Below are 22,348 nucleotides of genomic sequence, written 5' to 3'. Positions count from 1 at the left end.
AAGGCAAAGAGATGGTGATGCCTGGTGACAACGTGTCGATCACTGTGAAGTTGATCAACCCCATTGCGATGGAAGAAGGCTTGCGCTTCGCCATCCGCGAAGGTGGCCGCACCGTTGGCGCCGGCGTTGTTGCCAAGATCATCGCTTAAAGGTTTCATGTAGGGGTATAGCTCAATTGGCAGAGCGTCGGTCTCCAAAACCGAAGGTTGTAGGTTCGATTCCTACTGCCCCTGCCACCTGAAAAGGTGGATTTTCAAGCCCGCTAGACTCTAGCGGGCTTCCTTGTCTGATAAGAGTCCTCTTGAAAGAGGGCTCAACAAAGGTTTCAAGCCGTATGGCAACGTCCGAAGTTCAAACCGTGAATGCTACTGCTGACAAGATGCGTCTGGCATTGGCTGGTGCACTGGTCATTGCTGCATTGGTGGCGTATTACATGTTGGCCGGCAAAGGCAGTTTGGCCCAATGGGGTGGCCTGCTGGTGGGTTTGGTGGCCGCGATTGTGATTTTCTTCACGTCTGAATTGGGCCGTCAACTGATCGCTTTTGGCCGTGAAGCCGTGCGTGAAGTCAAGAAAGTGGTCTGGCCTGAGCGCAAAGAAGCCATGCAGATCACCGCTTATGTCTTTGCCTTTGTGGTGGTGATGGCCCTGTTTTTGTGGCTCACCGACAAAACTCTGGAATGGGTTTTTTACGATCTGATTCTCGGGTGGAAAAAATAATGAACGATGCAGTAGTCAACGCGCCGATGGCGGGCTCTTCTACCAACCCAGACCTGAAGTGGTATGTGGTTCATGCCTACTCGGGCATGGAAAAAGCGGTTGAGCGCAACATCATTGAGCGGATCGCACGCTCGGGCATGGAGACCAAGTTTGGTCGCATTTTGGTTCCAACCGAAGAGGTTGTGGAAGTCAAAAATGGCCAAAAGCGGACGACCGAACGCAAATTTTTCCCTGGTTACGTGCTGGTTGAAATGGTGATGGACGACGAAACTTGGCACTTGGTCAAGCACACCAACAAGGTCACAGGATTTGTGGGCGGCGCCAAGAACCGTCCAGCGCCCATTTCTGAAGCAGATGTTCAGAAAATTGTGAGTCAGATGCAAGAGGGCACTGACAAGCCACGCCACAAAGTCGAATTTGAGGTGGGTGAGTACATCCGCGTCAAAGAAGGCCCATTCACGGATTTCAACGGAACGGTTGAAGAAGTCAATTACGAGCGCAACAAGATGCGTGTTTCTGTCACCATTTTTGGTCGCGCTACACCGGTTGAGCTGGAGTTCGGTCAAGTCGAAAAGACATAAGTTTTTTGCTTATAACCCGACTGGTTTATTTGTTTTCTGTTTGGTGCTTACCGACTCGGCGCCCGACAATATTTCAGAGTCGTTAACCCCGGGGAGCTCTAGACCCAAAGGTCTTGGGCGTTAAAACCCGCAAGGAGAAAAGCATGGCGAAAAAAATCGTCGGCTTCATCAAGCTGCAAGTGCCAGCTGGTAAAGCCAATCCATCGCCACCAATTGGCCCAGCATTGGGTCAACGTGGTTTGAACATCATGGAATTCTGCAAGGCGTTCAACGCCCAGACCCAAGGCGTTGAGCCGGGCCTGCCATTGCCAGTGGTCATCACTGCGTTTGCAGACAAGTCCTTCACCTTCATCATCAAGACGCCGCCTGCTGCGACCTTGATCAAGAAGTCCATCAAGATCGACAAGGCTTCGACCAAGCCAGGTCTGGAAAAGGTTGGCAAGATCACCCGCGCTCAGCTGGAAGAAATCGCCAAAACCAAGATGAAAGATCTGACTGCCGCCGACATGGACGCAGCCGTTCGCACCATCGCTGGTACTGCCCGCTCCATGGGCGTGAATGTGGAGGGCGTGTAAATGTCCAAACTCACTAAAAAGCAAAAAGCCTTTGTTGGCAAAGTGGACAGCAACAAGCTGTACCCATTGGCCGACGCTTTGGTCATCGTCAAAGAGTGCGCCAATGCCAAGTTCGATGAGTCCATCGACGTGGCTGTGCAACTCGGTATCGATGCCAAGAAGTCTGACCAAGTGGTTCGGGGCGCTGTTGTGTTGCCCAATGGCACTGGTAAAACCGCTCGCGTGGCTGTGTTCGCACAAGGTGCAAAGGCTGACGAAGCCCGCGCCGCTGGTGCTGACATCGTCGGCATGGACGATTTGGCCGCGATGGTCAAAGCGGGTGACATGCCATTCGACGTGGTAATTGCAGCTCCTGACGCGATGCGCGTTGTGGGTACTTTGGGTCAGATTTTGGGTCCACGTGGCTTGATGCCAAACCCCAAAGTCGGCACTGTTACTCCTGATGTCGCTACTGCTGTGCGCAATGCCAAAGCGGGTCAAGTCCAGTTCCGCGTTGACAAAGCCGGTATCGTGCACGGCACCATTGGCCGTCGTTCATTCGACTCCGACAAGTTGCAAGGCAACTTGGCTGCATTGATCGAAGCCTTGGTGAAAGCCAAGCCTGCGACCAGCAAAGGTGTTTACCTGCGCAAAGTGGCCGTGTCTTCGACCATGGGTGTGGGCGTTCGCGTCGACACACAATCCATCGCAGCTTGATTGCGTGAAATTTGAGTCAACCGTCAGGTTGACTCAATGTGGTGGGCTGCAGTCTTTGTCAAAAAAGGCGGCAGGCCATCCAAGACCGTTGGTGCACAGATCGCTGTGCTTAATCAACAAACTTTCGGCTTATGTTGAGGGTTTGGGCCAACGCAGATGGCGATCCCGCTGCAGATGGATGAACATCCAAAACAGTTGGTCGCTGCAAATAGGCGTGTTTCAGGGGTGACCCGAAAAACACATATAAAGGAGTAGACCTTGAGTCTGAATCGCAGTGAGAAAGAAGCGGTCATTTCAGAAGTGACCGACCTCGCCGCTAAAGCTCAAACGCTGGTGATGGCGGAATACCGTGGTATCACGGTCGCTGACATGACAAACTTGCGCGTCAAAGCTCGCAGCCTCGGCGTTTCGCTGACGGTGTTGAAAAACACTTTGGCTCGCCGTGCTGTGACAGGTACGCAGTTTGAAATTGTTGCCGATCAGATGACCGGCCCGCTGATCTATGGCTTCTCTGAAGATGCAGTAGCTGCCGCTAAAGTGGTGGCTGACTTCGCGAAAACCAACGACAAGTTGGTGATTCGTGCAGGTGCATTTGCAGGTAAAGCTCTGGACGTCAATGGCGTTAAGCAATTGGCAAGCATCCCTTCGAAAGAAGTGTTGTTGGCTCAGTTGTGTGGCTTGCTGATGTCGCCAATGTCCCGCACTGCAGTGGTGTTGGGTGCTCTGGCGGCCAAAAAAGGCGAAGGCGAAGCTGTTGCCGCTTAAGGCCAGCGTTCGTGTTTTAACCAATTGTTAGGAAATAAAAATGGCATTCGATAAAGACGCATTTTTGACCGCGCTGGACAGCATGACGGTCATGGAACTCAACGACCTGGTGAAAGCCATCGAAGAGAAGTTTGGCGTGAGCGCTGCCGCTATGGCCGCTCCTGCTGCTGGTGGTGGCGGTGCCGCTGCTGCTGCAGAAGAGAAGACAGAATTCAACGTGGTGTTGTTGGAAGCTGGCGCAAACAAAGTGTCCGTGATTAAAGCTGTGCGCGAAATCACAGGCTTGGGCTTGAAAGAAGCCAAAGACCTGGTGGACGGCGCTCCTAAAGCAGTCAAAGAAGCCCTGCCAAAAGCTGACGCTGAAGCCGCTAAGAAAAAGCTGGAAGAAGCTGGCGCCAAGGCCGAACTGAAGTAATTCAGTCTTGTTCCAAGGCTGGAGTGTCCGCAAGGGCCTCCAGCCTTTGGTGCTTGAAGAGCACACCGAAAAACAGCGCAAAAAGAGCTGTTTTTCAGTGTTTTCTGACCCGACTGCAGAAAACCCTTGGTTCGGGTTGCGTGCAATGCGCAATCGTCCGCCAACGCTGGTAGAGGCCAGCCGCCAAGCCCGTTGAATGAGCTTAAAACTCGTTCAACACACAGTTCTGAAAGATCAAGCCCGGAGATCTCATGGCCTATTCATACACCGAACGCAAGCGAATTCGCAAAAGTTTCGGCAGCCGCGAAAGCGTGCTCGAAGTTCCTTACCTGCTGCAAATGCAAAAAGACGCTTACACGTCCTTCTTGCAAGCGGGTGTTGTTTCATCCAAACGCACACACGAAGGCCTGCAAGCCGCATTTGAGTCGGCCTTCCCGATCGTGTCCCACAATGGTTTTGTGGAGATGAAGTTTGTCGAATACAACCTGGCCAAGCCAGCGTTTGACGTTCGTGAATGCCAGACCCGTGGCTTGACTTTCTCTTCAGCTGTGCGCGCACGTGTTCAGCTGATCATTTATGACCGCGATTCTTCGACATCGCAGTCCAAAGTGGTCAAGGAAGTCAAAGAGCAAGAGGTCTACATGGGCGAAGTGCCTTTGATGACCGACAAAGGCTCTTTCATCATCAACGGTACAGAGCGCGTGATCGTGTCTCAGTTACACCGCTCGCCAGGCGTGTTCTTTGAACACGACAAGGGCAAAACACACAGCTCGGGCAAGTTGCTGTTCTCGGCACGCATCATCCCTTACCGTGGTTCGTGGCTCGACTTTGAATTCGACCCGAAAGACATCCTGTATTTCCGTGTTGACCGTCGCCGTAAGATGCCTGTGTCGATTTTGTTGAAGGCCATTGGCCTGAACCAAGAGTCGATCTTGGCCAACTTCTTCGTCAACGATAACTTCCGTCTGATGGACAGTGGCGCACAAATGGAATTTGTCGCAGAACGTCTGCGCGGCGAAGTGGCCCGCTTTGACATCACCGACAAGTCCGGCAAGGTGGTGGTGGCCAAAGACAAGCGGATCACCGTGCGTCACACCCGTGAACTCGAGCAATCGGGCACCACACACATCAGCGTGCCAGAAGACTATTTGCTCGGCCGCGTTGTGGCTCGCAGCATTGTCGAAGCGGACACGGGCGAAATCATTGCCAAGGCCAACGAAGAGTTGACTGAAGCACTGCTGAAAAAGCTGCGCACCTCCGGCATTCAAGACCTGCCCTGCATTTACACGAACGAACTCGATCAGGGCGCGTACATCTCGCAAACCCTGCGCATTGACGAAACCGTTGATGAGTTCGCTGCACGCGTGGCCATCTACCGCATGATGCGTCCTGGCGAGCCGCCAACGGAAGACGCTGTGCAAGCCTTGTTCCAGCGCTTGTTCTACAACCCCGACACTTACGACTTGTCGCGTGTCGGCCGCATGAAGTTCAACGCCCGTGTGGGTCGTCCAGACTCCACTGGTCCGATGGTGCTGACCAACGAAGACATCCTGGCTGTGGTCAAGATCTTGGTGGACTTGCGCAACGGCAATGGCGAAGTCGATGACATCGACCACTTGGGTAACCGCCGCGTGCGTTGCGTGGGTGAATTGGCTGAAAACCAATACCGCACAGGTTTGGCGCGTATCGAAAAAGCCGTGAAAGAGCGTTTGGGCCAAGCTGAGCAAGAGCCATTGATGCCCCATGATTTGATCAACTCCAAGCCGATCTCGGCGGCGTTGAAAGAGTTCTTTGGCGCATCACAGTTGTCGCAGTTCATGGACCAGACCAACCCGCTGGCCGAGATCACCCACAAGCGCCGTGTTTCGGCACTTGGCCCAGGTGGTTTGACCCGCGAACGTGCAGGCTTTGAAGTGCGTGACGTGCACGTGACCCACTACGGTCGCGTATGCCCTATTGAAACGCCTGAAGGTCCAAACATTGGTTTGATCAACTCGCTGGCTTTGTACGCCCGCTTGAACGAGTACGGTTTCATCGAGACGCCGTACCGCCAAGTGATCGACGGCAAAGTCACGATGAACATCGACTACCTGTCCGCCATCGAAGAAGGCAAGTACGTCATCGCCCAGGCCAACGCGGCTTTGGACAAAGACGGCAAGCTGACCGGTGACTTGGTTTCTGCCCGTGAAAAAGGCGAATCTATCCTGTGTGGTGCCGAGCGCATTCAGTACATGGACGTGTCGCCTGCCCAGATCGTGTCGGTCGCCGCATCGCTGGTTCCATTCCTGGAGCACGATGACGCCAACCGCGCTTTGATGGGTGCCAACATGTCGCGTCAGGCTGTGCCTGTGCTGCGCCCTGAAAAGCCCATGGTCGGCACCGGTATCGAGCGCGTTGCAGCGGTCGACTCCGGCACCGTTGTGACGGCTACACGTGGCGGTATCGTGGACTATGTTGACGCCACCCGCATCGTGATTCGGGTGAACGACGCTGAAGCATTGGCCGGTGAAGTGGGTGTGGACATCTACAACCTGATCAAGTACCAGCGTTCCAACCAGAACACCAACATCCACCAGCGTCCCATCGTCAAACGTGGCGACAAACTGGCCAAGGGTGATGTGATTGCCGACGGTGCATCGACCGACCTGGGCGAAATCGCCATTGGTCAGAACATGCTGATCGCTTTCATGCCTTGGAACGGCTACAACTTCGAAGATTCGATCCTGATCTCGGAACGTGTCGTGTCGGAAGACCGCTACACCTCGATCCACATCGAAGAACTCGTGGTCATGGCCCGTGACACCAAGTTGGGTGCCGAAGAGATTTCGCGCGACATTCCCAACCTGTCCGAACAGCAACTGGGACGTCTGGACGACTCCGGCATCATCTATGTGGGTGCAGAAGTGCAACCCGGCGATGTGCTGGTCGGCAAGGTCACGCCAAAAGGCGAGACCACACTCACGCCAGAAGAGAAACTGTTGCGCGCCATCTTCGGCGAAAAAGCCAGTGACGTGAAAGACACATCACTGCGCGTGGATCAAGGCTCGCAAGGCACTGTGATTGACGTGCAGGTCTTCACCCGCGAAGGCATTGTGCGTGACAAGCGCGCACAGCAGATCATCGACGACGAACTCAAGCGTTTCCGTCTGGACCTGAACGACCAGTTGCGCATTGTGGAAGCCGATGCATTTGACCGTATCGAGAAATTGCTGGTGGGCCGAGTGGCCAACGGTGGTCCTCAGAAACTGGCCAAAGGCACGAAGCTCGACAAGGCCTACATGGAGTCGGTCGAGAAGTTCCACTGGTTCGACATCCGTCCAGCAGAAGACGACGTGGCGATGCAACTCGAGTCCATCAAGAACTCGTTGGAGCAAACCCGTCACAGCTTTGACTTGTCTTTTGAAGAAAAGCGCAAGAAGCTCACCCAAGGCGACGAGTTGCCAGCAGGCGTGCTGAAAATGGTCAAGGTCTATTTGGCCGTCAAGCGCCGCTTGCAGCCGGGTGACAAGATGGCCGGTCGTCACGGTAACAAAGGTGTGGTCTCCAAGATCGTTCCGGTCGAAGACATGCCTTACATGGCCGACGGCACACCGGCCGACATCGTGTTGAACCCATTGGGCGTTCCTTCGCGTATGAACGTCGGACAGGTGCTGGAAGTCCACTTGGGTTGGGCCGGTAAAGGTATTGGCCAGCGCATTGGCAACATGCTGCAAGCTGAAACCCAACGTTTGGAAAAAATTGCTGAATTGCGCAAGCTGTTCGAGCAGTTGTACAACAGCATGGGCCGCAAGGAAGATTTGTCGCAATTGACCGATGACGAAGTCCTGGCAATGGCCGACAACCTCAAAGAAGGTTTCCCATTCGCAACGCCCGTTTTCGACGGCGCTGCAGAAGAAGAAATCCGTGCGATGTTGCATCTGGCGTATCCAGAAGAACTGGCAAAGGCCAAAGGTCTCACCGCTACACGCACACAAGCCAACTTGTTTGACGGTCGCACAGGCGATGCCTTTGACCGTCCAACCACCATTGGCTACATGCACTTCTTGAAACTGCACCACTTGGTGGACGACAAGATGCACGCGCGTTCAACCGGTCCTTACAGCTTGGTCACACAGCAGCCGCTGGGTGGTAAAGCGCAGTTCGGTGGTCAGCGTTTCGGTGAGATGGAAGTGTGGGCTTTGGAAGCCTATGGCGCCTCTTACGTTCTGCAAGAGATGCTCACCGTGAAGTCGGATGACGTGCAAGGCCGTACCAAGGTGTACGAAAGCATCGTCAAAGGCGAACACTCCATCGAGGCGGGCATGCCCGAATCGTTCAACGTGCTGGTCAAGGAAATCCGTTCGCTGGGCCTTGACATCGAGCTCGAGCGTTCTTAATTCACAGGCAAAGGATTTAAACCATGAAATCACTACTCGACCTGTTCAAGCAGTTCACGCCCGATGACCACTTCGATGCGATCCGCATCGGCCTGGCATCGCCCGAGAAGATCCGTTCGTGGTCTTTCGGCGAAGTGAAAAAGCCGGAAACCATCAACTACCGCACCTTCAAGCCCGAGCGCGATGGTCTGTTTTGTGCCAAGATTTTTGGCCCCATCAAAGACTACGAATGCTTGTGCGGCAAGTACAAGCGCCTCAAGCACCGCGGCGTGATCTGCGAGAAGTGCGGCGTTGAAGTCACACAAACCAAAGTGCGTCGCGAGCGCATGGGCCATATCGATCTGGCCGCGCCTTGCGCCCACATCTGGTTCCTGAAATCGCTGCCATCGCGTTTGGGTCTGGTGCTTGATATGACCTTGCGCGACATCGAACGCGTGTTGTACTTTGAAGCGTATGTCGTGACCGATCCTGGCATGACTCCGCTGAAGAAGTTCGGCATCATGTCCGAAGATGACTACGACGCCAAGGTCAAGGAATACGGCGACGAATTCACGGCCAAGATGGGCGCTGAAGGCATTCGCGAATTGCTCGAAGGCATCGATATCGAAAGCGAAATCGAGCGCCTGCGTGGCGACTTGACCGGCTCCGAGCTCAAGGTCAAGAAAAACTCCAAGCGCCTGAAAGTGCTGGAAGCATTTAAGAAGTCAGGCATCAAGCCCGGCTGGATGGTGCTCGAAGTTCTGCCCGTGTTGCCACCGGACTTGCGTCCGTTGGTGCCGCTGGACGGCGGTCGCTTTGCGACTTCCGACCTGAACGATTTGTATCGCCGCGTCATCAACCGCAACAGCCGTCTGCGCCGTTTGCTGGAACTGAAGGCCCCCGAGATCATCGCGCGCAACGAAAAGCGCATGTTGCAAGAAGCCGTGGACAGCTTGCTGGACAACGGTCGTCGCGGCAAGGCCATGACCGGCGCCAACAAGCGCGCCTTGAAGTCGTTGGCCGACATGATCAAAGGCAAGAGCGGTCGTTTCCGTCAGAACTTGCTGGGCAAGCGTGTCGACTATTCCGGTCGTTCCGTTATCACCGTGGGCCCAACCCTCAAGCTGCACCAGTGCGGTTTGCCCAAGTTGATGGCCATCGAGCTGTTCAAGCCTTTCATCTTTGCCCGCCTCGAAGCCATGGGCATCGCCACCACCATCAAGGCGGCCAAGAAAGAAGTTGAAGCCGGCACCCCCGTGGTCTGGGACATTCTGGAAGAGGTCATCAAAGAGCACCCCGTGATGCTCAACCGTGCGCCAACCCTGCACCGTTTGGGCATTCAGGCCTTTGAGCCCCTGCTGATCGAAGGCAAAGCCATTCAGTTGCATCCTCTCGTTTGCGCGGCCTTCAACGCCGACTTCGACGGTGACCAGATGGCTGTTCACGTGCCTTTGTCGGTCGAAGCCCAGATGGAAGCCCGCACTTTGATGCTGGCCTCGAACAACATCTTGTTCCCAGCTTCTGGCGAGCCCTCCATCGTGCCGTCGCAAGACGTGGTGCTGGGTCTTTACTACGCCACGCGTGACCGAATCAACGCCAAGGGCGAAGGCCTGATCTTTGCCGACATCGGTGAAGTGCAGCGCGCATTGGATGCGAACGCTGTCGAGTTGAGTGCCAAGATCAACGTGCGCATGACCGAGTGGACCAAAGACAAAGCGACGGGTGAATTCACCTCGTCCGTGTCCATGGTGGAAACCACTGTGGGCCGTGCCTTGCTGTCGGAAATTTTGCCTAAGGGCTTGCCCTTCTCGAACCTGAACAAGGCGCTGAAGAAGAAAGAAATTTCCAAGCTGATCAACACGTCATTCCGCAAGTGCGGTTTGAAAGAGACCGTGGTGTTCGCCGACAAGCTGTTGCAAAACGGTTTCCGCTTGGCCACACGCGCTGGTATCTCGATTGGTATCGACGACATGTTGGTGCCGCCAGAGAAACCAGCCATCATTGAGGCTGCCGAGAAAGAAGTCAAAGACATCGAGCAGCAATACGTCTCCGGTCTGGTGACCGCTGGCGAGCGCTACAACAAAGTGGTCGACATTTGGGGCAAAGCCGGTGACGTCGTGTCCAAGGTGATGATGGACCAGCTGCGCAAAGAGCGGACCATTGACCGCCATGGCAACGAAGTCGATCAGGAATCGTTCAACTCGATTTACATGATGGCCGACTCCGGTGCTCGCGGTTCTGCAGCGCAGATTCGTCAGCTGGCTGGCATGCGTGGTCTGATGGCCAAGCCTGACGGCTCGATCATTGAGACCCCCATCACGGCGAACTTCCGTGAAGGTCTGAACGTGTTGCAGTACTTCATCTCGACACACGGTGCGCGTAAAGGTCTGGCCGACACAGCTTTGAAGACCGCCAACTCGGGTTACCTGACCCGTCGTCTGGTTGACGTCACACAAGATCTGGTCGTTACCGAGCTGGATTGCGGCACCTCTGACGGCTCGTTGATGCGCGCCATCGTCGAAGGTGGTGAAGTCATTGAGTCGCTGCGTGACCGTATCTTGGGTCGCACCGTGGCCGATGATGTCTTGCACCCTGAAAACCGTTCTGTTCTGGCCGCGGCGGGCGTGATGCTCGATGAAGACCTGATCGACGAACTGGAAGCCGTTGGTGTTGACGAAGTCAAGGTGCGTACAGCGCTGACTTGTGCCACACGTTTTGGCTTGTGCGCCAAGTGCTATGGCCGTGATTTGGGCCGTGGTGGCTTGGTCAACAACGGTGAAGCTGTGGGTGTGATCGCTGCTCAGTCCATCGGTGAACCCGGTACCCAGTTGACCATGCGTACTTTCCACATCGGTGGTGCAGCTTCGCGTGCCGCAGTGGCCTCCAGTGTGGAAGCCAAGTCCAACGGCATCATCGGCTTCAATGCCACGATGCGTTATGTGACCAACACCAAAGGTGAGCTGGTGGTGATTTCCCGTTCTGGTGAAATCGTGATCAGCGAGCACGGCCGTGAGCGCGAGCGTCACAAAGTGCCTTACGGTGCGATTCTGGCCATCAAGGCAGACCAGACCATCAAGGCTGGCACCATCTTGGCCAACTGGGATCCATTGACCCGCCCGATCATCACCGAATTCGCCGGTCAGGTGAAGTTCGAGAACGTCGAAGAGGGCATGACCGTTGCCAAGCAGCTCGACGAAGTGACCGGCCTGTCCACTTTGGTGGTCATCGACCCCAAGCGCCGTGGTGCAGCCAAGGTCATCCGTCCTCAGGTCAAACTGATCGATGCGCAAGGCAAAGAGGTCAAGATTCCCGGCACCGATCACTCGGTGACGATTGGCTTCCAGATCGGCTCCTTGATTCAGGTGCGCGACGGCATGGATGTAGGCCCCGGCGAGGTGCTGGCCCGTATTCCGGTCGAAGGTCAGAAGACCCGAGACATTACCGGCGGTTTGCCCCGTGTGGCCGAACTGTTCGAAGCCCGTACGCCCAAAGACAAAGGCATGTTGGCCGAGATCACTGGTACCGTGTCCTTCGGTAAAGAAACCAAAGGCAAGGTCCGCTTGCAGATCACCGATCCAGAAGGCAAGGTCTGGGATGAACTGATCCCGAAAGAGAAGAACATCCTGGTGCACGAAGGCCAAGTGGTCAACAAAGGCGAGAGCATTGTGGACGGCCCCGCCGACCCACAAGACATCTTGCGCCTGTTGGGCATCGAAGAGCTGGCACGCTACATCGTCGACGAAGTGCAGGACGTTTACCGCTTGCAAGGTGTGAAGATCAACGACAAGCACATCGAAGTGATTGTTCGTCAGATGTTGCGTCGCGTGGTGGTTGAGAACATCGGTGATTCGACCTACATTTCTGGTGAGCAGGTCGAGCGTTCTGAGATGCTCAACACCAATGATGCGCTGCAAAGCGAAGGCAAAATCCCGGCGACATTCAGCAACTTGTTGCTGGGTATCACCAAGGCATCTTTGTCGACCGACTCGTTCATCTCGGCCGCTTCCTTCCAGGAAACGACCCGTGTGTTGACCGAAGCGGCCATCATGGGCAAGCGTGACGAGTTGCGTGGTCTGAAGGAAAACGTGATCGTGGGTCGCTTGATTCCTGCCGGTACCGGCTTGGCTTATCACAAGGCCCGCGCGGTCAAGGACGCGATGGACGACGCAGAGCGCCGTGCCATTGCCGACGCCGAGGCTGCGGACTTGGCGGGCCAGTCGACCGAAGACGCCGTCACAGACGCAGGCGAAGCTGCCTGAGTAACGCGTTCACCTTTCACAAGGTGAGCAACGTGAACAGCCCCTGCACCGTTTGGCGGTCAGGGGCTGTTTTTATGGTGACGGTTCAACGGAGATGAAACCATGGGTGCATTGATCTTTGGCTTGTTGCTCGCAATCGCCTTGTTTTGGGCGGTGGGTGCGCACAACCGCCTGGTTCGGCTGCGGGCTGAGGTTGTTCGGCAATGGAGCAGTGTCGATGCGGTTTGGTTGCGTTTGCTGGTTCGCATGCAAGGCGGTATTGCAGCGCGGCAGTCGCTTGCCATTGGCGCGGGGGCAGACGATCTGCAAGCGCTGCAATTGGCGTGTGATGAATTGTTGGAGGCGCTGTCGCTAGCCCGCTTGCAGCCGTTGGACAATGAAAGCCAGAAGCAAGTGGCGACACAGCATCAAAAAGTGCTGACCGAGATCCGTCTGATTCTGCAAACCGCGAACGAGGCAGTCAAGCCTGATTTGGACATTGCCTTGAACCGGATGCGACAAACGCTGCCTGCTGCGCTCATCCCTTACCATGTGGCGGTGGCGGCATACAACGATGCGCTGGCCATGCGACCTGCGTCGTGGCTGGCCAGGCGTTTGAACCTCAAGCCGGCCACGCGAATGGATTTGTCCATGGGCGCAGCCTGAGTGCCGTTAGAAACCAACCATGACACAAGCGCCATCTCACGTTCAGACCTTATCGGGACAGTCCCCCCCTTTGTGGCGTTTGTTGCAAGCCACCGCGTCCGCAGTTCAGGCGACACGTCAGGGCCGATCTCTGACCGCGCAGCTCGAAAGTGTTCCGCACGAGTTGCGGCCAGGGGTTCAGGCTTTGAGTTTTCAGGCGTTGAGGCAACTTGGCCGCGCGACCGCCTTGCGTGAACTGCTGGCAGCCAAAACACCTCCGCCTGCGGTAGACGCCTTGTTGTGCACAGCATTGGCCTTGTGCTGGAACGATGCGGATGCGCCGTACCCAATTCACACCTTGGTCAATCAGGCCGTAGAGGCCGCACGCAAACAGAGGCAAACCCAAGCCCAGAGTGGTTTCATCAATGCCTGTCTTCGCCGCTTTATGCGTGAGCACGACACCTTGGTGCGCCAGACCGACACCGATCCACAGTCGCAATGGAATCACCCGCGCTGGTGGGTTGAGCGCCTGCAGACCGATCATCCGCAGCATTGGCAGCAACTGTTGACGCTTGCACAAAAGCCCGCGCCCATGACGCTGAGGGTCAACACCCGGTTTCATGCCGTTGCCGCGTACCAACAGCAATTGGTCGCCATGGGCGTGAGCGCCCAAGCCGTTGGGCAGCAGGGCTTGCAATTGACCAAGGCATTGCCGGTGCACCTTTTGCCTGGATTTTCAGATGGGCATGTTTCTGTGCAAGATGCAGCGGCCCAAGTGGCAGCCCCCTTGCTCATGCAGGACATGGACGCCACGAAATCTTGGAGAATTCTGGATGCCTGTGCCGCCCCCGGGGGGAAAACTGGACATTTGTTGGAGTTGTACCCCCAAGCCCATGTGCTGGCGCTGGATGTGGATGAGTCTCGCTGCGAACGGATTCACCAGAATTTACAGCGTTTGGCCCTTTCCGCCGAGGTTCGTGCGGCCGATGCGGGGCAACCTGCGCAATGGTGGGACGGCAATCCGTTTGACGCGATTTTGCTCGATGCACCTTGCACGGCATCAGGCATCGTGCGCCGGCATCCCGATGTGCGTTGGCTGCGCCGCCCCACAGACAGTGGGCAATTGGCTAAAACGCAAGCAGCACTGCTCAAGGCCCTTTGGCCTTTGCTGGTGCCTGGTGGTCGGCTTCTTTACTGCACCTGCTCGGTCTTCAAGGCCGAGGGGGATGAAACCGTGCAAGCGTTTCTTCAGCGCAACACTGATGCGCTGTTGCACCTCTCGCCGGGGCATTTGATACCGGGGCAGGCGCCAATTGGCCTGCCAGTCGAGCACAATCCATTGGGTGAACATGATGGGTTTTATTACGCACTGCTGGAAAAGCGTCAGGGCTGAGCTCTGGCGCATGGCTTGCTGGGTCCTGGGGGCCTGGCTGCTTGTCGCGTCATCCGCTTGGGCGCAAAACTCGGTGGCAGAGTTGACGGAGCTGCGTGCGGAACGGCGCGATGCGGCACTGTATTTAACAGCCCAGCTCAAGCTGGAATTGGCGGCGGCCGTCGAAGACGCCCTCATGAAAGGGTTTGCAGTGCATTTTGTGGCCGAAGCCGAGGTCATGCGTGACCGCTGGTATTGGTACGACCGCAAAATTAACACCGCAACGCGTTATTACAGACTGGCTTTTCAGCCACTGACCCGTCGGTGGCGTTTGAATGTCTCAAGCGAGCCAATTTCAGGTGCCGGCTTGGCGGGCAGCATTTCCCAAAACTTTGAAACTTTGCCAGAAGCCCTGAATGTGATTCGTCGTCAATCCGGATGGAAAGTGGCCGACATGGCAGAACTGGACCTGGAAGCTCGGCAATACATTTTGTACCGCTTCAGACTGGACATCTCTCAGCTGCCCCGTCCTTTTCAAATCGCCGCAGGCAGCCAAGCCGAGTGGACCTTGGCGGTAGCCAAGCAAATGCGCCTGACAACAGACATGGTGCGCTGAGATGGGGATCTCTTTCGGTCGATTACAAAAGCAATCGCAACAAGCATCGCGAATCAGCCGATGGTTGTTGGGCTTGGGTGCTTTGTCCATGGTCGTGATAGGTTTGGGCTTACTCGTGTTGATGACCCAGGCCACAGGCAACCGTGAAAGGTACAACCAAAATTACGAATGGCTGGCGCTGATCAACGTCGTTGTGGCCAGTGGGTTGTTGATCACTATTTTGTGGGGGTCTGTTCGGCTGTTGCTGCGCCTAAAGCGTGGTCAATTTGGCTCACGTTTGTTGGTCAAGTTGGCGGGCATATTTGCGTTGGTCGGCGTGATTCCCGGGGTGCTGATTTATGTGGTGTCCTATCAGTTCGTCTCGCGCTCGATTGAAAGCTGGTTCGATGTCAAAGTGGAAGCTGCGCTGGTTGCGGGCCTGAATCTGGGGCGCGCCACCCTGGACACCTTAAGCAATGACCTGACCAAACAAGCGCGTGTTGCCGCCACCCAATTGAGTGATGTCGCCGACGTGAGCGCGGGCATCGCGTTGGAAAAAATGCGCGAACAACTGGGTGTCAGTGATGCCGTGTTGTGGACCGCCACAGGGCGCATGGTCGCGAGTGCGGGGCAATCGAGATTCCAAATTCGACCCGAACGTCCCCCAGCCCAGCAGATCAGGGATGCCCGCCAAAAAGGCAGCGTTGAGTGGGTAGAGGGGTTTGACGAAGCCATTCCTGGCAGCGACAAAGGGCGCATCAAGGTATTGGTCTTGTTGCCCCAATCCGGCCTCGCCTTTGATGCTGAGCGGCGCTTGTTGCAAGTGACCCAAGAATTGCCCCCGACCTTGGTCAACAACGCACTGGAAGTCCAGTCGGCCTATCGTGAATACCAAGAGCGTGCTTTGGCTCGTGAAGGCTTGCGACGCATGTACATCGGCACGCTGACCCTCAGTTTGTTTTTGGCCGTTCTGGGTGCCATCTTGTTGGCGGTGGTGTTGGGCAATCAATTGGCTCGCCCTTTGTTGTTGTTGGCTCATGGCATGCGCCAAGTGGCGGCGGGCGATTTGACGCCCAAACTCGCGTTACAAGGCAAAGATGAACTCGGAGGGTTGACCCGTTCATTCGCTGACATGACGCAACAGCTTTCAGATGCCCGAACCAACGTGCAGCGCAGTCTGTTTCAGCTGGATACGGCGCGCGGCAATTTGCAAACCATTTTGGATAACTTGACCGCAGGCGTCATGGTGATTGATGCCCAAGGAGTGATCCAGTCTGCCAATCCTGGGGCCACTCGAATCTTGCGTGTGCCGGTGGCCACTCATCAAGGCCTGCCGCTCGTCAGCCTGCCTGCCTTACAAGGGTTTGCGCAAGGGGTGTCAGAGCAGTTCGCCATGCTCCGATTAGAAAAAGATGCCCATGAGTTGGACCATTGGCAAAAATCGTTCGAAATTCATGCCACTGGACAAGGGTTAACGGAGTCTGCTGTGACCTTGTTGGCGCGTGGTGCGGTGCTGCCAGACGGCATGCGTCTGTTGGTGTTTGATGATATTTCTGAAATCGTTTCGGCTGAACGTGCACAAGCCTGGGGCGAAGTAGCCAGGCGCTTGGCGCATGAAATCAAAAATCCCTTGACGCCCATACAGTTATCGGCCGAACGGCTTCAGCGAAAGCTGATGGGCAAGCTCGATGCGCAAGACGATGCCGTGCTCACCAAGTCGGTCAAGACCATCGTCGACCAAGTCGATGCCATGAAAAGACTGGTCAATGAGTTCCGTGACTACGCCCGCTTGCCATCGGCTGATCTGAAACCCGTGCAGATGAATGACTTGATCGCTGACTTGATGGTGCTGTACGCCAATGAGCCATCTGACCAAATCCACCGGGCGCCAGTCATCACTGAGCTGGACCCCGCTTGCCCATTCATTTTGGGCGACGAACAGCAGTTGCGTCAGGTGATTCATAACCTGCTTCAAAACGCACAGGACGCTTGTGAGTTAAAGGGCGAAGTACTGAAAGATGCTCGCGTTGGCCTGCGCACAGAGTGGAACGCGCTGCGCAGTCGGGTTCGTTTGATCGTGACCGACACAGGGCCAGGTTTTGAGCAGAATATTCTCAAGCGCGCCTTTGAACCTTATGTCACGACCAAAGCCAAGGGCACAGGTTTGGGCTTGGCCGTGGTGAAGAAAATCGCAGATGAGCATGGCGCCAAAATTGAGCTGAGTAACGTGTTGCAAGACGGCGAAATCAAAGGGGCGCAAGTCTCGCTATCATTCGCACTTGCGACAACAATGGGTGGATTGAATCCGCCCGCTTATTGAACAGAGACACGCAGACAATATGGCAAATATTTTGGTGGTTGACGACGAGCTGGGCATACGTGACCTGCTCTCAGAAATTCTGTTTGATGAAGGCCATCAAGTTGAACTTGCCGAAAATGCAGCTAAGGCCCGTGAGGCACGCTTGCGCATGCGCCCTGATCTCGTGTTGCTTGATATCTGGATGCCTGATACCGATGGCGTGAGCCTCTTGAAAGAGTGGGCTGCTGCGGGGCTGCTCAATATGCCTGTGATCATGATGAGCGGGCACGCCACCATCGATACGGCCGTGGATGCCGTCAAAATTGGTGCGCAAGCGTTTCTCGAAAAGCCCATCACCTTGCAAAAACTGCTCAACGCCGTGGAGCAGGGTTTGGCCAGAGACCAAGTCAAACAAGCGGTGAGTTCGGCCGCGGCCGCACAGGCAAGCACAGTCTTGGCGATGGGCTTGGCCAGCGACGCTGTTGTCAGCGCTGTGCTGCAAGTTCAACAAAGCTTTGATCTTGACCGGCCTTTGCGCGAGGTGCGCGATGCTTTTGAAAAAGCTTATTTCGAATTCCACTTGGCACATGAAGCCGGCTCGATGACGAAGGTGGCGGAGAAAACCGGTCTGGAGCGAACGCATCTGTACCGCAAGCTCAAGCAGTTGGGCGTAGATTTGTCGCGAAGCAAACGCAACAGCTGATTTGTCTTCGCTCCATCGGGATCGGGCTGATTCCTCTGCTATAATTTTTGTTTCCGGCCCGGTAGCTCAGTTGGTAGAGCAGCGGATTGAAAATCCGCGTGTCACTGGTTCGATTCCAGTCCAGGCCACCAGATTCACCCCACAGTTTCGCAAGAGGCTGTGGGGTTTTTCTTTGGGGTTTCAGCGTAAGACACACGCTGCCAACGCTGCCTCTACTTGATACACGCTGTGGGGCTTGCTGAATGCAGCAGCCACCGCACTCCACCTTGTATTTAGAGGCAGAGCGACACGCGGATGGAAAAAAGTCTGCGTTTCAAAAAACCACCCTCCGCAGCAGCCTCACAGCCCTCCACGCTGCTCAACCGCAGTCCATTTACTTGCGAGACGGCGAACTTGTTCTGTATCGCCGCAGCCGCAGTCTGCTGTATCAATGTCGCTACCGTTTGGCTGACGGTAGTTGGGTGAGACAGACAACGGGTAAAGCAGCGTTAGAACACGCCATTGTCCGTGCTTGCGACATCTACGACGAAGCCAGATACAGACAAAGGTTGGGATTAGCACACCGCACACACTCTGTTGCACAAATTGCTGCCGTTTGCTGTGCTGGGTTGCGGCAGCAGATTGACGGCAAAGGCAAGAAGACGGCGTTGAATGACTACCTCAGCATAATTGAACGCTACTTCGTGCCTTACTTTGGTGAGCGGCAGTTGGAGACATTGACGCACACGGATGTGCGTGAGTTTGAGTTGTGGCGGGACAGGCAAATGACACGCAAGCCTAAAACCAGCACCCTCAACAACTTCACCAGTGCTTGGAGCAGACTGGTTGCCACAGCCGTAGAACAAGGCTACATCTCAGAGCGTGTGCCAGTGCCCAAACTCACCAGCAAGGGCGAGAAGGGTAAAACACGCCCAGCGTTTAGCAAGGAAGAGATAGAGCAGTTGTTGGCGTTTGTGGAAACTTGGCAGCACAAGGGCAAGTTTGCTGTGGAGCACGAAATCCGTCCCTTGCTGCGTGACTACATTGAGATGTTGCTCTACACGGGTATGCGGCACGGCACAGAGGCAATGGGCATTAGGTGGCGGGACTTGGAGTGGCACACAAAGGATGGTGTGCGGTATCTGCGTGTGTGGGTGGATGGCAAAACGGGTGGACGCTGGCTCATTGCCAAGCACAAGGCAGTGGATGTGCTGAAGCGGCTTCACGCACGGCAACGAGACATTGCTGATGTGCCGTTTGAAGATGTGCTAACCACACGAGTGCCGCACTTGCTGTTTCGCTTTAGTGATGGACACCAGCCGCATAGTTTGGTGGGAACTTTTCGCAAGTTGATGCGGGACAGCGGCTTGCTGCTGGATAGTGCAGGGCAAACACGCACCTTGTATTCGCTGCGACACACCTACGCCACGCTGGCGTTGCTGGAGGGTGGTGCTGACATACATACCCTTTCAAAACAAATGGGGAATAGTGCAGCAATGATTGAGCGTCATTACAGCAAACTCACTGCAACGATGGCGGCGGATAGGTTGGCTTGATTCTTTTTATGAGATGTGTAAGATAGCGAACAATGAAAAACATACTCAAACGAGCACTGAATATTTTGCCGATATGGGCTGGTGTTGTTTGGATTGATTGGGTGTTCTCGTTAATTAATGAGGGGACATCAAGTGATGGACTTTTGTATGGTGTTGGAATTGTCGTAATCACACTCGTCATCAACTATGTAATTTTTGGTGCAATTACCTTGTGGCACAAATTCGAAAAAGAGACATGAAATGAAAAAAATGAATCTATTGAAAATATTAGGAGTCATGCTCTTAGTTGCAGCATCAAGTGGATGCGTGACGATGAGAACAAATCTCACAACTTTCCATGGAACAAATCACAATGAACGAGGTTCAATAGTTGTGATGCCAATAAATGAGTCAGAAAAAAATTCTCTTGCGTTTAAAAGCCACAGTGAAAGTCTGATGAGAAAATTGATTGGTGCCGGATATACCGCAGCAGATGGTTCAAGTGGGTCACAGTATGTTGCATTTATGACATACGGCATAGATACTGGTAAAACTACATCAAGTGTAGTTCCAATATACGGACAGACGGGTGGTGGAACAAGTATGACCACTGGAAATATCTCAAATAATTTTGGAAGAACATACAACTTCAACTCTACAACTACACAAATGCCAACATATGGCATGGTTGGTGCGGTGCCAGTGAAAAGAACTGAATACTTGCGAGAATTAAACATCGACATATACAAGATGGCTGAGAAGCCAACCAAAACATATGAAATCAGAGCAAAGAGCATCGGATCATGTGGAAATATAAATGCTGTTGTTCCCGCGATGATTGAAAGTGTGTTTAAAAATTTCCCGGGTGTAAGTGGCAAGCCGATCGCTGTAGAAGTAGAGGCTAAAGGAATTGATTGTTAAAAGGAGCAACTGAAATGAGTGATGCACAGAAAAGACTAAATGAGATTGAAGCACAAGAAAAGCAACTTGCTGAAGAGAAGAAAAAACTGCTGGAAGCAAGTAAAGATGCTGACTTGGAAATGGTGAAGAAGTTGTGCAAGCAACACGGCTTCACAGCAACTCAACTGCGTGGAAGTTTGAAAGCCAAGGGCAGCAAGAAGCCTGCTGTTGAAGGTGCTGTGAAAAAGCCAGCAGCAAAGAAGCCTGCTGCGAAGAAAACTACCAAAGCCAAGTAAAAATAACTTGATGTAGCAAGAACAGCGTGGGCTAAAAACTCACGCTGTTTTTTTATGCCTAAACTTGACGGAACACACATACTTGAGCGTTTGACGAAACGCATTGAGCAACTGGAAGCGGGTGATGAAATTGCTGACAAAGAAATCCGCAGTCTGCTCAACGATGCACAACGAGCAGAGTTGGATAGTGCTTGGGAACAGCAGCAGCAACTGCGAGCGAACAAAAGAGCAAGAACAGAACAAGAACAGCAAGCACTGGGATGGAAGAACAAACGACAGGTTCGGATTGAAGTGTTGAAGGCAGCACTGGCGAGTGCTTGGGATGGAATTGAAGCAGAGTTTGAGCGGTTAAAAGAACAAGCGGAAATACGCGGTGCCAAAATTTACTTTGATACGCTGAACCAAGCATTGAAAGATGGCAAAGATAAGAGTGTTGCTGCGAACTTGGCAAACAACGCAATGACACGAGCAGGGTTGCGGCGGATGGATGGACAACCGATTGGAATGCAAGGGCTGACGAAGCGAGACAGAGAACTAAGAGCGATGGAAGATGCGATACAGCAAAAGGCAGAGAGCGAAATGGATGACTATGAGCGTGAGCAACTTGAGTTGCTGCAAGAGTATGAAAAGGCTGTGCTTGCGAACAGTAAGAAACGAGGCGGATAGGCTGGAGGGCAGATGAATAGGGGCTTTGCAGGCTTTGGGCAGGGTAAAAGGGTATGGTTTTTTGAAAAGCAGGTTTTTTGCCAGTGCAGGTTTGTTGCTGTGAAAAACCGTGCGTTTTGTTAAACAGAGGATATAAAAATGCTTTGGAACATTGTTGGAATACTGGTAGCAATAGTGTGTATTCTCTTTATCGCAAGGCGTTGGAGAGAAGCGAAGGAAAAAAGATTTGTTGATGAGTCGCTTGAACTTGGTGCAGGAAGTTTTAAAGATAAAAAACGCAAATCAACAATCTGGTATCTTTTCAAGTAAGTCTCAAACCAACTCAACAGCACGCCGCTTCACATCATCATTGACTGTGATGTAGCGTTGTGTAGTTGAGATGCTCTTGTGTCCAGCAAGTGATGCAAGAACGAACACTGAAACGCCTTGACTGGCAAGTGAAGTGAGAAATGTCTTGCGACCTGAATGCGAACTGGCACCACTAACACCAGCGTTCCGATAAACCCAATAAAAGTGTTGTGCCAATGTGTTGGGTGAGAAACTGCAGCGTGGTCCGCGATGTGTTGGAAACAATGGCAACGCTGGGTCTTTGTTGATGCGTGTGGCGATGTAGTCTGCCAGTTCTTGTTGCAAACGGCTGTTGATGTAAATGGTGCGAGCGTGTTGGTGTTTGACACGATGAGCAGCAAGAAAAACCTCACCACGCACACAGCCTGTGCTGTCCAACACATCACCAAGTGTCAGCCCAGCAACTTCGGAAACGCGGAGTCCGGCTGCAACCGTCATCATCAGCATTGCCCTGTTTCGTTGTGCGTAGGGTTGAGTTGCTGTGTAAGTGAGCACTCGATCAAGTTCTGCGGGTGTAAGTGTGTTGACGCCGATCCAATATTGACCACCTGTGCCGATTGAATTTTGACCAGGGGCTTGAGCCAGCTTTTATGTCTGCTGGCTGTGGATAACTATAAGTTCAATTGTCGTCCTGCAGCTCCTTTCTCTCCGTTTTTCTTGCCTGCTC

Annotated in this window: 20 protein-coding genes, 2 tRNA genes and 1 pseudogene; 22 read left to right on the top strand and 1 reads right to left on the bottom strand. The window is 54.1% G+C overall.

The window, feature by feature from the left end; genetic code table 11:
- From BN3544_RS14220 to BN3544_RS14320, 22 genes and pseudogenes are all read left to right on the top strand, one after another.
- Positions 1–149, top strand: a pseudogene (locus tag BN3544_RS14220) (elongation factor Tu); the annotation flags it as partial.
- 11 nt (positions 150–160) lie between these two features.
- Positions 161–236: transfer RNA gene (locus BN3544_RS14040), tRNA-Trp, on the top strand.
- Positions 237–334: 98 nt separating this feature from the next.
- Positions 335–718: a preprotein translocase subunit SecE gene (gene secE / locus BN3544_RS14035; RefSeq protein ID WP_019430862.1), complete on the top strand. Its 384-nt coding sequence runs from the start codon at positions 335–337 to the stop codon at positions 716–718.
- Positions 718–1,299 carry a transcription termination/antitermination protein NusG gene (nusG, locus tag BN3544_RS14030; RefSeq protein WP_019430861.1) on the top strand — a complete coding sequence of 194 codons (582 nt, stop codon included), beginning with the start codon at positions 718–720 and terminating at the stop codon, positions 1,297–1,299. Before secE ends, nusG begins: the two co-directional genes overlap by 1 nt.
- A gap of 143 nt (positions 1,300–1,442) precedes the next feature.
- Complete coding sequence (rplK, locus tag BN3544_RS14025; RefSeq protein WP_019430860.1) at positions 1,443–1,874, top strand: 50S ribosomal protein L11; 432 nt, start codon at positions 1,443–1,445, stop codon at positions 1,872–1,874.
- Complete coding sequence (rplA, locus tag BN3544_RS14020; RefSeq protein ID WP_019430859.1) at positions 1,875–2,570, top strand: 50S ribosomal protein L1; 696 nt, start codon at positions 1,875–1,877, stop codon at positions 2,568–2,570.
- 258 nt (positions 2,571–2,828) lie between these two features.
- Positions 2,829–3,335, top strand: coding sequence for a 50S ribosomal protein L10 (rplJ, locus tag BN3544_RS14015; RefSeq protein WP_026036809.1), 507 nt, complete (start codon positions 2,829–2,831; stop codon positions 3,333–3,335).
- Positions 3,336–3,375: 40 nt separating this feature from the next.
- Entirely contained in the window at positions 3,376–3,750 is a 375-nt protein-coding gene (gene rplL, locus BN3544_RS14010; protein ID WP_019430857.1) for a 50S ribosomal protein L7/L12, read from the top strand.
- A 251-nt stretch (positions 3,751–4,001) separates the two neighbouring features.
- Positions 4,002–8,126 (top strand): DNA-directed RNA polymerase subunit beta, encoded by a 4,125-nt coding sequence (gene rpoB, locus BN3544_RS14000; protein ID WP_019430855.1) that lies wholly within the window; start codon positions 4,002–4,004, stop codon positions 8,124–8,126.
- A gap of 23 nt (positions 8,127–8,149) precedes the next feature.
- Positions 8,150–12,364 (top strand): DNA-directed RNA polymerase subunit beta', encoded by a 4,215-nt coding sequence (rpoC, locus tag BN3544_RS13995; RefSeq protein ID WP_019430854.1) that lies wholly within the window; start codon positions 8,150–8,152, stop codon positions 12,362–12,364.
- 102 nt (positions 12,365–12,466) lie between these two features.
- Positions 12,467–13,009: a LemA family protein gene (locus tag BN3544_RS13990; protein ID WP_019430853.1), complete on the top strand. Its 543-nt coding sequence runs from the start codon at positions 12,467–12,469 to the stop codon at positions 13,007–13,009.
- Positions 13,010–13,028: 19 nt separating this feature from the next.
- Entirely contained in the window at positions 13,029–14,381 is a 1,353-nt protein-coding gene (rsmB, locus tag BN3544_RS13985) for a 16S rRNA (cytosine(967)-C(5))-methyltransferase RsmB (protein WP_050999119.1), read from the top strand.
- Between the two features lie 10 nt (positions 14,382–14,391).
- Complete coding sequence (locus BN3544_RS13980) at positions 14,392–14,976, top strand: DUF4390 domain-containing protein (protein WP_019430851.1); 585 nt, start codon at positions 14,392–14,394, stop codon at positions 14,974–14,976.
- A gap of 1 nt (position 14,977) precedes the next feature.
- Complete coding sequence (locus tag BN3544_RS13975) at positions 14,978–17,275, top strand: sensor histidine kinase (protein ID WP_019430850.1); 2,298 nt, start codon at positions 14,978–14,980, stop codon at positions 17,273–17,275.
- Positions 17,276–17,294: 19 nt separating this feature from the next.
- Positions 17,295–17,957 (top strand): response regulator, encoded by a 663-nt coding sequence (locus BN3544_RS13970; RefSeq protein WP_019430849.1) that lies wholly within the window; start codon positions 17,295–17,297, stop codon positions 17,955–17,957.
- A gap of 55 nt (positions 17,958–18,012) precedes the next feature.
- Positions 18,013–18,088 (top strand) — tRNA-Phe (locus tag BN3544_RS13965).
- Positions 18,089–18,199: 111 nt separating this feature from the next.
- Positions 18,200–19,492 carry a tyrosine-type recombinase/integrase gene (locus BN3544_RS13960; RefSeq protein WP_019430848.1) on the top strand — a complete coding sequence of 431 codons (1,293 nt, stop codon included), beginning with the start codon at positions 18,200–18,202 and terminating at the stop codon, positions 19,490–19,492.
- 32 nt (positions 19,493–19,524) lie between these two features.
- A complete protein-coding gene (locus BN3544_RS13955) occupies positions 19,525–19,731 on the top strand; it encodes a hypothetical protein (protein WP_019430847.1) in 207 nt (68 codons plus the stop codon).
- 1 nt (position 19,732) lies between these two features.
- Positions 19,733–20,392, top strand: coding sequence for a hypothetical protein (locus BN3544_RS14325; protein ID WP_155820560.1), 660 nt, complete (start codon positions 19,733–19,735; stop codon positions 20,390–20,392).
- Positions 20,393–20,406: 14 nt separating this feature from the next.
- Positions 20,407–20,667, top strand: a complete 261-nt coding sequence (locus tag BN3544_RS13945; RefSeq protein WP_019430846.1) for a hypothetical protein — start codon at positions 20,407–20,409, stop codon at positions 20,665–20,667.
- Between the two features lie 54 nt (positions 20,668–20,721).
- Positions 20,722–21,333 carry a hypothetical protein gene (locus BN3544_RS13940; protein WP_019430845.1) on the top strand — a complete coding sequence of 204 codons (612 nt, stop codon included), beginning with the start codon at positions 20,722–20,724 and terminating at the stop codon, positions 21,331–21,333.
- 138 nt (positions 21,334–21,471) lie between these two features.
- Positions 21,472–21,642, top strand: coding sequence for a hypothetical protein (locus BN3544_RS14320; RefSeq protein ID WP_155820558.1), 171 nt, complete (start codon positions 21,472–21,474; stop codon positions 21,640–21,642).
- Between the two features lie 3 nt (positions 21,643–21,645).
- Here the strand turns inward: BN3544_RS14320 and BN3544_RS13935 are convergent, their stop codons facing one another.
- Complete coding sequence (locus BN3544_RS13935; protein WP_026036807.1) at positions 21,646–22,215, bottom strand: tyrosine-type recombinase/integrase; 570 nt, start codon at positions 22,213–22,215, stop codon at positions 21,646–21,648.
- Positions 22,216–22,348 lie beyond the last annotated feature (133 nt).

Source organism: Limnohabitans sp. Rim47, from assembly GCF_001517545.1.
Taxonomy (GTDB): domain Bacteria; phylum Pseudomonadota; class Gammaproteobacteria; order Burkholderiales; family Burkholderiaceae_C; genus Limnohabitans_A.
The sequence above is the reverse complement of the archived record's forward strand: the minus strand, read 5'-3'. Positions and strand labels throughout refer to the sequence as shown.